The sequence below is a fragment of the Rhizobium sp. P28RR-XV genome (assembly GCF_012641385.1).
Taxonomy (GTDB): domain Bacteria; phylum Pseudomonadota; class Alphaproteobacteria; order Rhizobiales; family Rhizobiaceae; genus Rhizobium.
This window is the reverse complement of sequence record NZ_JABAIG010000001.1, coordinates 111,905-123,915: the sequence shown is the minus strand read 5'-3', so window position 1 is coordinate 123,915 and position 12,011 is coordinate 111,905. Positions and strand designations below refer to the sequence as shown.

General features: G+C 58.9%; 13 protein-coding genes and 1 pseudogene. 8 read left to right on the top strand and 6 right to left on the bottom strand.

The features are described from left to right. Positions 1-155: 155 nt before the first annotated feature. Positions 156-1,385, bottom strand: coding sequence for a PLP-dependent aminotransferase family protein (locus tag HGP12_RS00615; RefSeq protein ID WP_168838632.1), 1,230 nt, complete (start codon positions 1,383-1,385; stop codon positions 156-158). Positions 1,386-1,627: 242 nt separating this feature from the next. On the opposite strand from HGP12_RS00615, the gene HGP12_RS00610 reads away from it, so the two are divergent. From HGP12_RS00610 to HGP12_RS00600, 3 genes are read left to right on the top strand one after another with little or no spacing between them, the layout of a single operon-like run. Further along, positions 1,628-1,837 carry an AbrB/MazE/SpoVT family DNA-binding domain-containing protein gene (locus HGP12_RS00610; RefSeq protein WP_168838631.1) on the top strand — a complete coding sequence of 70 codons (210 nt, stop codon included), beginning with the start codon at positions 1,628-1,630 and terminating at the stop codon, positions 1,835-1,837. Next, a complete protein-coding gene (locus HGP12_RS00605; protein ID WP_168838630.1) occupies positions 1,837-2,217 on the top strand; it encodes a type II toxin-antitoxin system VapC family toxin in 381 nt (126 codons plus the stop codon). Before HGP12_RS00610 ends, HGP12_RS00605 begins: the two co-directional genes overlap by 1 nt. Before the next feature lies 1 nt (position 2,218). Next, the gene (locus tag HGP12_RS00600; protein WP_168838629.1) at positions 2,219-2,827 is read left to right on the top strand and encodes a class I SAM-dependent DNA methyltransferase; all 609 of its coding nucleotides are present in this window, start codon (positions 2,219-2,221) and stop codon (positions 2,825-2,827) included. A 196-nt stretch (positions 2,828-3,023) separates the two neighbouring features. Here the strand turns inward: HGP12_RS00600 and ilvC are convergent, their stop codons facing one another. Together ilvC and HGP12_RS00590 are read right to left on the bottom strand one after the other, a co-directional pair. Continuing rightward, positions 3,024-4,043, bottom strand: a complete 1,020-nt coding sequence (ilvC, locus tag HGP12_RS00595; RefSeq protein ID WP_168838628.1) for a ketol-acid reductoisomerase — start codon at positions 4,041-4,043, stop codon at positions 3,024-3,026. 44 nt (positions 4,044-4,087) lie between these two features. Beyond that, the gene (locus tag HGP12_RS00590; RefSeq protein ID WP_168838627.1) at positions 4,088-4,738 is read right to left on the bottom strand and encodes a TetR/AcrR family transcriptional regulator C-terminal domain-containing protein; all 651 of its coding nucleotides are present in this window, start codon (positions 4,736-4,738) and stop codon (positions 4,088-4,090) included. 234 nt (positions 4,739-4,972) lie between these two features. On the opposite strand from HGP12_RS00590, the gene HGP12_RS00585 reads away from it, so the two are divergent. Then, complete coding sequence (locus tag HGP12_RS00585) at positions 4,973-5,419, top strand: hypothetical protein (RefSeq protein WP_168838626.1); 447 nt, start codon at positions 4,973-4,975, stop codon at positions 5,417-5,419. Positions 5,420-5,459: 40 nt separating this feature from the next. Here the strand turns inward: HGP12_RS00585 and HGP12_RS00580 are convergent, their stop codons facing one another. Continuing rightward, positions 5,460-6,371: an AraC family transcriptional regulator gene (locus HGP12_RS00580; RefSeq protein WP_168838625.1), complete on the bottom strand. Its 912-nt coding sequence runs from the start codon at positions 6,369-6,371 to the stop codon at positions 5,460-5,462. 199 nt (positions 6,372-6,570) lie between these two features. Between HGP12_RS00580 and HGP12_RS00575 the strand changes: the two genes are divergently transcribed. Further along, positions 6,571-7,614: an NAD(P)-dependent alcohol dehydrogenase gene (locus HGP12_RS00575; RefSeq protein ID WP_168838624.1), complete on the top strand. Its 1,044-nt coding sequence runs from the start codon at positions 6,571-6,573 to the stop codon at positions 7,612-7,614. Between the two features lie 56 nt (positions 7,615-7,670). On the opposite strand, the gene HGP12_RS00570 is transcribed toward HGP12_RS00575, so the two are convergent. Both HGP12_RS00570 and HGP12_RS00565 read right to left on the bottom strand, forming a co-directional pair. Further along, on the bottom strand, positions 7,671-8,933 hold the full coding sequence (locus HGP12_RS00570; RefSeq protein WP_168838623.1) for an NAD(P)/FAD-dependent oxidoreductase: 1,263 nt from the start codon (positions 8,931-8,933) through the stop codon (positions 7,671-7,673). A gap of 106 nt (positions 8,934-9,039) precedes the next feature. Continuing rightward, positions 9,040-9,504 (bottom strand): Lrp/AsnC family transcriptional regulator, encoded by a 465-nt coding sequence (locus tag HGP12_RS00565; RefSeq protein ID WP_168838622.1) that lies wholly within the window; start codon positions 9,502-9,504, stop codon positions 9,040-9,042. A 161-nt stretch (positions 9,505-9,665) separates the two neighbouring features. Here HGP12_RS00565 and HGP12_RS00560 point away from each other — a divergent pair, with 161 nt between their 5' ends. The 3 genes and pseudogenes from HGP12_RS00560 to HGP12_RS00550 all read left to right on the top strand — a co-directional run bounded on the left by HGP12_RS00560 (position 9,666) and on the right by HGP12_RS00550 (position 11,979). Continuing rightward, positions 9,666-10,385, top strand: coding sequence for an aspartate/glutamate racemase family protein (locus HGP12_RS00560; RefSeq protein WP_168838621.1), 720 nt, complete (start codon positions 9,666-9,668; stop codon positions 10,383-10,385). Between the two features lie 71 nt (positions 10,386-10,456). Beyond that, positions 10,457-11,386: a helix-turn-helix domain-containing GNAT family N-acetyltransferase gene (locus HGP12_RS00555; protein ID WP_168838620.1), complete on the top strand. Its 930-nt coding sequence runs from the start codon at positions 10,457-10,459 to the stop codon at positions 11,384-11,386. A gap of 86 nt (positions 11,387-11,472) precedes the next feature. After that, positions 11,473-11,979: pseudogene (locus HGP12_RS00550) on the top strand (GNAT family N-acetyltransferase). The last annotated feature ends 32 nt before the right edge of the window (positions 11,980-12,011 follow it).

Genomic DNA, 12,011 nt, shown 5'->3' with positions numbered 1-12,011 from the left:
CTTCTTCCCCCCTCTGGGAGCAGGTGCCCGAAGGGCGGATGAGGGGCGCGGCGCGGCACATTCAATGCCCACCATAACGGTGCATCGCCCCCTCAACCAGCGCCCCTTCGACAAGCTCAGGAGCGCATCCTTCTCCCCGCCGGCGAGAAGGTAAATCAGGCCGCCATCGATCCGATCTCGCTCGCAATCAACCTGCCCAGCCGCGAGATGCCCTCTTCGATCATCTCGTCATTGGCGCAGGAGAAGCTGACGCGGAAAGTGTTCGCACCGGTTCCATCCGCAAAGAAGGCTTGTCCGGGCACGAAGGCAACCTTCGCCGTTTCCAGCGACCGAGCGAGCAGCTTGGCGCCATCCATGCCCTTCGGCAGGGTAACCCAGACGAACATGCCGCCTTGCGGCTTCGTCCAGCTCGTGCCCTCAGGCATGTATTTGGCAAGTGCTGCCAGCATGCAGTTGCGACGGTGGCTATAGGTCTTGCGGACCTTGGCAACCTGCGCATCGAAACCGCGCTCGGCGACTTGATGGATCGCGATCTGGTTGATCGTCGAGGAATGCAGGTCGGCCGCCTGCTTCATCAGCACGAGCTTGCGAATGACGGGCGCATTGGCGACGATGAAGCCAACGCGAAGCCCCGGCGCCAAGGTCTTGGAAAAGCTGCCGCAATAGATCGTCCGCGTGTCGTTGATATGGCCCTTGCGCGCAATTTCCAGAGCCAGGATCGGCGCTACCGGCTCGCCGTCATACCGCAGCGACTGATAGGCGGCATCTTCGATAACGGCGATATCAAGTTCTTCGGCAAGGTCGAGTAGCTTCTCGCGGCCAGGCAGATCGACGGTCTCGCCCGTCGGATTGGCAAAATCGGCCGAAAGATAAGCGAACTTCACCCTGCCGCCGGCTTGCGAAGCCGCGGCGCGATAGGAGTCCGGCGTGCGGTTGCCGTTCGGTGTCAGCTGGTCATAGGTCGGCTCGTAGGCATTGAAAGCCTGCAGCGCGCCAAGATAGGTCGGCGCGGTAACCAGCGCCGTATCTTTCGGCGACAGGAAGAGCTTGCCGAGATAGTCGAGCCCCTGCTGCGAACCGGAGACGATGAAGACGTTTTCGAGTTCGCAGGGAATGCCGAGCGCACCCATCTGGCCGACAAGCCATTCGCGCAGCGGCTTATAGCCTTCGCTGACCGAATATTGCAGCGCTGCATTGACCGTCGGGCCGGAAAAGATATCGGCATAGGCCTGCTTGAATTCGGCATCCGGAAACAATGCGGGATCGGGAATGCCGCCTGCGAAAGAGATGATATCCGGCCGCTCCAGCAGCTTCAGCAGCTCGCGGATTTCGGAGGCGCGCATACGGCTCGAGCGCGTCGCAAAGATATTTTCCCAATTCAACATGGGCTTCCTCGTAATTTTTGGTCTTTCCGGCACAAGATCACGCAACAAAAGATAAGTCAATAATGCTGACCTAATTTGTTTATGATGGTAGCGAGGAATCAAACTTCAGCGATAGAAAAGGCTATTCATTCAACGTGGCATCCACTCAAAATCTCCCAATTTTCTGCTTCCCAAGGAGACCTACACATTCCTCTGTGCAGATGCTATTCTTACGCTAGATCAATCGATAGGAAAAAGTAAGAATGATCACTGCGACCCTGTCCTCAAAATTTCAGATATCGATCCCAAAAGAAGTGCGTGATCAGCAGCATTGGAGCGCTGGTCAGGAGTTCGTCTTTATTCCCAAAGGCAAGGGCGTGCTCGTTATGCCGGTTCCAACATTGGAAGATCTCAAAGGTATGGCGCGAGGCGCAAACCCCGAAGACTATCGCGATCGAGGCGACCGATACTGATGCGTGTGATCGATAGTTCCGCATGGATAGAGTGGCTTCTTGATAGCCCGACTGGACAGCAGCTTTCCGACCAGATCCCGAAACCGCGCGACTGCATTGTTCCGACAATAGTCCAGCTTGAACTTTCCAAATGGCTTCTTCGCGAAAAAGACGAAGACGTTTTGGACAACTTCATCGCCTACACGATGCTATGTAACGTTACTCCATTGGACACAGCCATAGCCCGGCGCGCGGCTGAGATCTCGGCACAGCATAAGCTCGCAACCGCCGATGCGATCATCTATGCAACCGCTCTTCATCTCGATGCCGATATCCTGACTTGTGATGCTCATTTCAAGGGATTGGAAAACGTAATCTATTACCTGAAGATGGGTGGCTGATATGGCAAAAGACGACCCCACGTCCTCCTTCTACGATCACAGCGCAGCCGTCTACGCGGTGCGCGATCGCAGCCTGCCGCAGCGTCGGCTCGATGCCTTCCTGAATACTCTCCCCGCCGGCGCATCGATTCTCGAACTGGGCTGCGGCGGCGGTCAGGACGCAGCCTACATGATCTCACAGGGCTTCAACGTCACGCCTACAGACGGTTCGCCGGAAATGGCCAAGCAGGCCGAAAAGTTGATCGGAAAGCCGGTGACCGTTCGCAGGTTTGAAGAACTGGAGGACGACCAGCTCTACGACGGCATTTGGGCCGAAGCATCCTTGCTGCATGTACGGCGACCGGATCTTCCGGAGATTTTCAACCGCATCCACAAGGCTTTGAAGGACGGCGGCCTATTTCACGCCAGTTTCAAAGCGGGAGAAGCCGAGGGGTACGACAGCTTCGGCCGATACTACAACTACATCTCGGCCGACTGGCTTAATGATCTGCTTATCTCGACCGGGTGGAAGGACATTTCGCTCAACGAAACCGATGGCGGCGGCTACGATGGCAAACCGACAAGATGGCTGCGGATGAGAGCCAGGAAAGGCATTCGATCGGCCACGTGAGCCGTAAACACATCCTGAAACGTTTAGAGCGTGATGCCGAAAAGTGTAGGCGGTTTTCGGACGACATCACGCTCTACTTCTTTGATCCTAGAGCGGATTCAGATTTTAGGTCCAACAGACCTAAAATCATCCGGCTCCAGGGCCGGGGAAGTCTCCCTCCCCGGGCCTTTCTACTGCGGTATAACCCTGAAGAAGCTTAGTTGACCGACTTGTCGACCAGCTTGTTCTTGCCGATCCAGGGCATCATGCCGCGCAACTTGGCGCCGACTTCTTCGATCTGGTGGCTGTCGTTCAGGCGGCGGATACCCTTGAAGCGGGCAGCGCCCGAGCGGTATTCCTGCATCCAGTCCGAGGTGAACTTGCCGGTCTGGATGTCCTTCAGGACGCGCTTCATTTCAGCCTTGGTTTCAGCCGTGATAATGCGCGGGCCGGAGACGTATTCGCCCCATTCAGCTGTGTTGGAGATCGAGTAGTTCATGTTGGCGATGCCGCCTTCATAGATCAGGTCGACGATGAGCTTTACTTCGTGCAGGCACTCGAAATAGGCCATTTCCGGTGCGTAACCAGCCTCGACCAGCGTTTCGAAGCCGGCGCGAATGAGCTCGACGAGACCGCCGCAGAGAACGACCTGTTCGCCGAAGAGGTCGGTTTCGCACTCTTCGCGGAAGTTGGTTTCGATGATGCCGGAACGGCCGCCGCCGACGCCGCAGGCGTAGGAGAGAGCGAGTTCAAGGGCGTTGCCGGAAGCGTTCTGATGAACGGCAACGAGGCAGGGAACGCCGCCGCCCTTCTGATATTCGCCGCGAACCGTGTGGCCCGGGCCTTTCGGAGCGATCATGACGACGTCGACAGAGGCCTTCGGCTCGATGAGGCCGAAGTGAACATTGAGGCCGTGCGCGAAAGCGATCGCAGCGCCGTCCCGGATGTTCGGAGCAATGTCGGCCTTGTAGATGTCGGCCTGCAGTTCGTCCGGGGTCGCCATCATCATCAGGTCGGCCCAGCCGGCAGCTTCAGCAACGGTCATGACCTTGAAGCCGTCGGCCTCCGCCTTCTTGACGGTCGGCGAACCGGCCTTGAGCGCGATCGCAACGTTCTGTGCGCCGCTGTCCTTCAGGTTCAGCGCGTGAGCGCGGCCCTGGGAGCCGTAGCCGATGATGGCGACCTTCTTCGATTTGATGAGGTTGAGATCGGCATCACGATCGTAATAGACGCGCATTGTTTGTCCTTCCCTTTGCTTGTCTGGGTGCAGATTTTAAATTGTCAGACGGTCGCTGTTGCTTCCGCCAATACCTTTTCCGTGCCGTAGAGCCGGAGGAAGGCGCTGACCGCCTTCTCCGCCTGACGGCTCGTATCCTTCAAACCGGGCTCGCCGAGCAGCATGCGCACATGCAGATCGGAGACGATGAGCCCGTAGAGCGTGTGATATGCCTCGTCGGCATCGGTGAAGCGCAACAGCCCTGCCCGCTTGCCGGCATCGATGAGACCGCTGGCGCGGCGGTCGATCTGCCGGCGCCCCCGCTCCAGCAAGAGCTTGCCGAGCTTAGAGCCGTCGCGGTTCGACTGGCCGATCGCCAGACGGTTCAAGGCGAGCGAAACGTCGCCGGCCAGCACTTCCAGCAGGTCGCGCGCGAAGATCACGAGATGATCGTGCAGGCTTGCCGAGTTCAGCCGCTCGCCATTGCGCTCGAACGTGCGCACCTTGCTCGCCTGATAGGTGATCATCGCCGAGAGCAGACCGTCGCGATCGCCGAACCACTTGTAGAGGCTTTCCTTGGAGCAATTGGCGGCGCGTGCGACACCCGAGGTCGTCAGCGCCTTTTCGCCGCCGTCGACGAGCAGACGCAACGCCTGTTCCAGAACGGCGTTCTGGCGCGGCGAAAACTCGCTCGACTGTCCTGCTTCGCTCAGCACGATGACCACTCCCAAATGCGTACCGTACGGTACGGTTCGTGGGTGCTTTATGCAGGACGACACGGTGGCCGTCAAGCGGAATTCGTTGCTGCACTGCGCCAAAAAGAGAGTGCTTGTCAGGGCAGGCTTGCGGAGGCTAGAGCTTGCCGGCCGGCCGACACGCCCTTGGTCGGCATCGCCTTAATGAGAACCGCATCCATGTATCTTTGCGAAACGCTGCTATTCTCGAATTCAATGAAGCGTCGTTCCGTCAAAGGCAGGCGGCGGATGCTTGCCGGCACCATTGGGGTCTGTCTGGCAATCGGCCTGCTTCCCGTGTCGACATCAAGTCTCTCGGAAGCAAAGCCACTCGCCGGACCAGCCGGACATTATTGCGGCAAACTTCTTTCAAACGGATCATTGGTGGACGTCGAGACATCGCTGCAGGTCAACATGGAAGGGCACATCTCGGGAACGTACCGTTTCGACGACGATGGAGCGAAGACGATCGGTACCGTGTCGGAAATCGGAGCAGCCCCCGGTAGGAAACGGGTGCTGCTATGGTTCGACAAATATGGAACCGGAGCGCTCTCGATCCAGTTCGATCCCAGCTACACACGCTTCGAGGGCCTGTGGGGACCGCATGGCTCCCTCCCTAGCTACACCTGGACCGGCGGCAACTGCAACGACCCGATCAGTTGATCGATAGAGCTGGACGCGGACGACGGGTCGGGAACGTCGCCTATTCGGCCGCCACCGCATTGGTACGCATGGCCTCGACATCCTTCAGCGGCGGCAGGCCATAGAGGCGGCTGTATTCGCGGCTGAACTGCGAAGGGCTCTGATAGCCGACGCGATGGCCGGCCGATCCGACGTCGAGCTGCTCGACGATCATCAGCCGCCGCGCCTCGTGAAGCCGAAGCTGCTTCTGATATTGCATCGGCGACATTGCCGTCACCGCCTTGAAATGATGGTGCAGCGAGGAGACACTCATGCCGACACGTTCCGCCAGTTCCTCGATGCGCAGCGGCTGGGAGAAATTGCCACGGATCCAGGCAACCGCGCGCGCCACCCTGTTGCTCTGGCTCTCAGCCATGGCGACTTGCAGCAGCCGGGGACCGCTCGGGCCTGTCAACAGACGGTAGAGTATCTCCTGTTCGATCAGTGGCGCCATGGCCGGAATATCCTCCGGCCGGTCGAGCAATCTGAGCAGCCGCAATGAGGCATCGAGCAGTTCCGGCGACGCCGCATCGACCGCAAGCCCGCGCATGGGCTCCGATGCCATCGCTTGGCGCGGAATATTGACACGCGTTAACAGCTCATTCAGCCGTTCGCTGTCGAGGGCCATGGCAAAACAGAGATAGGGTGTATCACTGCCGACATTGGTGACCTGGGTCGATACGGGCAGGTCGAGGGCCATCAAAATATACTCGCCGACACCGTAATGGTACGAATCGGCGCCGACCGTCAGGCTTTTCCGTCCCTGGACAACGACGGCATAGCAGGGTCGATAGGCCCCATGTTGCCACACGGTCGCAGCCGACTGTCGGTATAGGTTGAGACCGTCTATCGGCGTGCGATATTCTCCATCCCTCGTAGCGAAACGGGCAACGATGGAGGCGAGTTCCTGATTGGGGTTGAAAGCCAGTGTCATGCGCAACCGATTGTTTTTGAGAGCGTGTCGAGGCTTATCTAGGTGACCTCTTCCGTTCGCAAAAGAGCCGCAGGAAATTTAGATTCGCAGGATCGTACATAAAGCTTGCAGGATCGCTCTACCGCTGCCGTCCGATACCGATGCATAGTCCAGCCTCTCAATTCCACTCCCAACCCGTCCCAATATTAAGGAACCTTCCATGCCTATCGCAAAAGGTTATGCCGCCACCGACGCGTCCAAGCCGCTCACTCCCTTCACCTTCGAGCGCCGCGAGCCGAACGAAGACGATGTCGTCATCGCTGTTCAATATTGCGGCGTCTGCCATTCCGACATTCACCAGGCTCGCAACGAATGGGGCTTCTCGAAATACCCGATGGTACCTGGCCATGAAGTTGCAGGCCTCGTCACGGCCGTCGGGTCCAAGGTAACGAAATTCAAGGTCGGTGACCGCGTCGGCGTCGGCTGCTTCGTCAATTCCTGCACGACGTGCGCCACGCGCGATCTGGATTACGAGCACTACATGCCGGGCCTGGTCCAGACCTACAATGACGTCGAAGCCGATGGCGAGACGCCGACCTATGGCGGCTACTCCGACTCGATCGTCGTCAAGGAAGGCTATGTTCTCTCCTTCCCCGACAATATTCCGCTGGATTCGGGCGCGCCGCTGCTGTGCGCCGGCATCACGCTCTTCTCGCCGCTGCGCCACTGGAAGGCCGGTCCGGGCAAGAAGGTTGCGATCGTCGGCATGGGCGGCCTCGGCCATATGGGCGTCAAGCTGGCGCACGCCATGGGCGCTGACGTGACGGTTCTCAGCCAGACGCTGTCGAAGAAGGAAGACGGCTTCAAGCTGGGCGCCAAGGAATATTACGCCACCAGCGATGCCGAGACCTTCACCAAGCTCGCAGGCACCTTCGACCTGATCATCAACACGGTCGGCACCGCGATCGACTGGAATGCCTATCTGAACCTTCTGAAATATGATGGCAGCATGGTGCTGGTCGGCGTTCCCGAACATGCCGTTCCGGTGCATGCCTTCTCGCTGATCCCCGGCCGTCGCAGCCTCTCCGGTTCCATGATCGGCTCGATCAAGGAAACCCAGGAAATGCTCGACTTCTGCGGCGAGCATAACATCGTCGCCGAGATCGAGAAGATCAGCATTCAGGACATCAACGAAGCCTATGAGCGCGTGCTGAAAAGCGACGTTCGCTACCGCTTCGTCATCGACATCGCCTCGCTGGCGTAAGCGCTTGCGGCGCAAATGCTCATACGGAAAGGGCAGCCACTGCGGCTGCCCTTTTTTCATTCCTCGCGCATGGTTTCCTTCTGCGTGATCAGCCGGGCGCTGTGCTGCCGGCTGATATAGATCCAAAGCCAGCTCCAGGCGACTGCGATGCGCCAGCGCACGCCGATCAGGAAATAGATGTGGGCGAGGCCCCATACCCACCAGGCGAGCCATCCCCTGAGCTTGATCCAGCCGAAATCGATGATCGCCGCACTTTTGCCGATCGTCGCCAGGCTGCCTTGATGGCGATAGTGGAATGGTCCCGGCGCCGGTTTGCCCGTCAGCTTCGCCTTGATCACCTTGGCAACGTAGGCGCCCTGCTGCTTGGCGGCCGGAGCAATCCCCGGCACCGGACTGCCGTCGTCGCGCAGGACGGACGCCGTGTCGCCGATGACGAAGATATCTTGCTTGCCGGGCGCCCGCAGCTCCTTGTCGACGACGGCCCGGCCAGCGCGGTCGGCAGGAATGTCCAGCCATTTCGCCGCCGGGGATGCCTCGACGCCCGCCGCCCAGACGATGGTGCGGCATGGCACGAAGGCATCTCCGATCGTCACTCCTTCGGCCGAGCAGAAGGTGACAGGCTTGCCGAAGCGGATTTCGACGCCCAGTTCTTCCAGTTCCCTGCGCGCATAGTCGGACAAGTCCTCGGCGAAAGCCGGGAGCACGCGCGGCCCCGCCTCCACGAGAATGATCTTCGCCTTCCGGGTATCGATATTGCGGAATTCCCTAGGCAAGGTCGTCCTTGCCAGCTCCGAGATGATCCCGGCAAGTTCGACGCCAGTCGGTCCCGCGCCGACAATGACGAAAGTCAGGAGGGATTCGCGGACCGCCGGGTCTGTTTCCAGCTCCGCCTGCTCGAAGGCGAGCAGCACCCGGCGGCGGATGGTCGTCGCATCCTCCAGTGTCTTCAACCCCGGCGCCACCGGTTCCCATTCGTCATGGCCGAAATAGGCATGGGTGGCACCAGTCGCCAGCACCAGCGTATCGTAGCCGATCTTCTGCCCATCTTTCAGAAGGACTTGATGCGTCTCGCTGTCGACACCGACAACTTCCGCAAGCAATGTCGTCACCTCCGGCCTGTCCCTGAAGAAGCTGCGGATCGGCCAGGCAATCTCGGAAGTTGAGAGCAAGGTGGTCGCAACCTGATAGAGAAGCGGCTGAAACAGATGGTGGTTGCGCCGGTCGATCATCGTGACGCGTACGGGAGCGCCCTTTAAATCGTTGACGAGCTGTACCCCGCCGAAACCGCCCCCGACAACGACAACGTGATGATCCTGCATGGCAACACCTCATGGCTACATTTCGCCGAAAACGTAGGGTTGAGAAGAGTAAGCAGCAACCATCTTTTATGCATGGCACCTCTGCTGCTGTCACGCGCCATTGTGCTTAACGCGCATATCCAACCGGAACGGACGCCCCGCTTTTCAGCTCCTCCATGGAGATCGATGCAGAAACATCGAACAATTCGACCTTGCGCACGAGCATCTTGTAGATGACGTCATAATGCTCAACACGCGGCAGCACGATCTTGAGGATATAATCGTAATTACCTGTCAGCCGGTGCGCTTCAACGATCTCTGGGATATCACCGATCACCTTGCGGAAAGATTCGATCCATTCGTCGGCATGATGCGCCGTCTTGATCAGCGCATAGACCGTGGTCGGCACGCCCATCCTCTCGCGATCGAGCACGACGATACGCCGGGCGATATGTCCGCTTTCCTCAAGCCTCTGGATGCGGCGCGAGCAGGCCGAGACCGACAGCGCGACACGATCGGCAAGCTCCGTTACCGAAATGCCGGCATCAGCCTGCAAAAATTCAAGAATCTTTCGGTCTCGTTCGTCCAGCATGTGCGGTAATCCTCATTCATACGCCTATATTTTGCACAAAAGTGGAAAAATGCGCAAACTATTACAGAAAAACTTTGATAGACTTCAAAAAATGCAAACACGCGGCGGCTGAATCGCAGCAATATTCCTCCATTCACACATTAGGAGCGGAGAACAGCATTATGCGCACCATTGGCCTGATCGGCGGCATGAGTTTCGAGAGTTCGGCGGTCTATTATCGCCTGATCAATGAAATGGTCCGCGAGCGGCTGGGCGGCCTCTCCTCCGCCGAACTGGTGATGTACTCCGTCAATTTCGAAGAAATCGTCGCGCTGCAGAAGGCGGGACGCTGGAGCGATGCCGCCGACCGGCTTGCCGATGCCGCGCAGCGCCTCCAGACCGCCGGCGCCGAATGCGTGCTCATCTGCACCAATACCATGCACCTGATCGCATCCGAGCTTGCTGCCCGCGTTTCCGTGCCGCTCATCCACATCATCGATGAAACCGCGGCGGCGCTGAAGGCCGCAGGCCGGCTCAAGCCCCTGCTGCTCGCGACCCGCTACACAATGGAACACGGCTTCTATGCCGAGCGCATGGCTAAGAATGGTGTCTCCATCATGGTTCCCGGCCCTGAGGATCGCACCGTGACGCATGACATCATCTTCAACGAACTCTGCGCCGGCATCATCAAGGACGAGTCGCGCCGGAAGCTGAACGGCATCATCGAGCGTGCCAAGACGGAAGGTGCCGACAGCGTCATTCTCGGCTGCACCGAAATCTGCCTGATCCTCGATCCCAAGGCGCTGATCCTGCCTGGCTTCGACACCACGACGATCCACGCCGAAACCGCCGTCGATTTCGCGCTTGCAAATGAAAAGAGCAGCAAAAGTTGCGCTGCTTGATCTCGATCAATTTACTTGACTGAGTCCAACAAATGACGGACATCGTCTCCTATATCTGAGGAGACGATGCCATGAGTCCTGCCGCCGAATTCGCGACCATTGATGCCGTCCGCGACTTCAACCGCTTCTACACCAATTTTCTTGGCGTCCTGAACAAGGCCTATCTCGACAGTCCCTATACCCTCACGGATGCGCGCGTGCTGTTCGAGGTCGGCTTCCGCGGTGGTGTCGCCGCTTCGGCGCTGACACGCGAGCTTCATCTCGATCCAGCCTACCTCAGCCGCATCGTCAAGCGCTTTCGCGAGGATGGGCTGATCGAAACGACGCCGGACCCGACCGACGCGCGCAGCCAGGTCATAAAAGTCACCGAAAAGGGACAGGTGCAGTTCGAGGAATTCGTCCGCCGCTCTCGTGCCCAGATCGCCGGATATTTCGAAAAGCTCGCGATCGGCGAACCCGAGCGCGTCGTTGCGGCGATGCAGACGATAAAGGACACGCTCGGCATGGATCGAACCACGGCATCCCCCGCGATCATCCGCAACCACCGGGCGGGAGATATCGGCTGGATCGTGCAAAGCCAGGCGCGTTTTTACACCGAGGAATTCGGCTGGGACGACCGCTTCGAAGGGTTGGCGGCCGAGGTCGCCGGAAAATTCCTCTCCAATTTCAATCCGCAAAAGGATCGCTGCTGGATCGCCGAGCGAAGTGGCGTGAATGTCGGATCGGCCATAATCGCCGATGGCGGCGACGGCGTTGCCAAGCTCCGGCTGCTCTATGTCGACAAGGCTGCGCGCGGCCTTGGCCTCGGCAAGCTGCTGGTCGACGAATGCATCCGCTTCTCGCGCGATGCGGGCTACAGCAGCCTTTCGCTCTGGACCAACGATATCCTCGACACGGCACGGGCGATCTACGTCAAGGCGGGCTTCAGGCTGACCGCAGAAGAAAAGCATCGCATGTTCGGCCCTGAACTGAACGGCCAGACCTGGGTGCTCGATCTGTAAATGTCGTTGACGGCGCATGCAGATAGACAGGCTCGCAGTTGAATCATATCCTCGCTGCAGCCCTGATTTGCACCGAGTTGTTCGCCATGACCATCGACACCGAAATCCGGATAGAACCCATCGCCAACGAGTACATCGAAAGGCTTTCACAAGGCGCTCGATACGGTGGCGCGCGAGCAAGAATATCTATCGCTGCTCGAAGCTTTTCCATTGGAGGAGACACGCGCCTTCGTGCTCGGCATGATCGAGAACGGCAACCCGCAATTCGTTGCTCTTGCCGACGGGAAGGTGGTCGGCTGGTGCGATATCAGCCGTCATGGCTTTCCATCCCACGCCCACACCGGCAAGCTCGGCATGGGCATCATTCCAGCCTATCGCGGCCAGGGGCTCGGGCGTCGATTGATAGAAACGACGCTGCAGGCCGCCGCGATGTGGGAATAGAACGCGTCGAGCTCAGCGTGCATGCCGATAATGGCAGGGCTATCGCGCTCTATGAGAAAGTCGGTTTCGTCCGTGAAGGCCTCGCACGCAAGTCTTTTCGTATAGATGGACGCTACAAGGACGCCATCCACATGGCGTTTTTCCACGAATAGCGGAACCAGCAGCAATCACCATTCTCGCCATG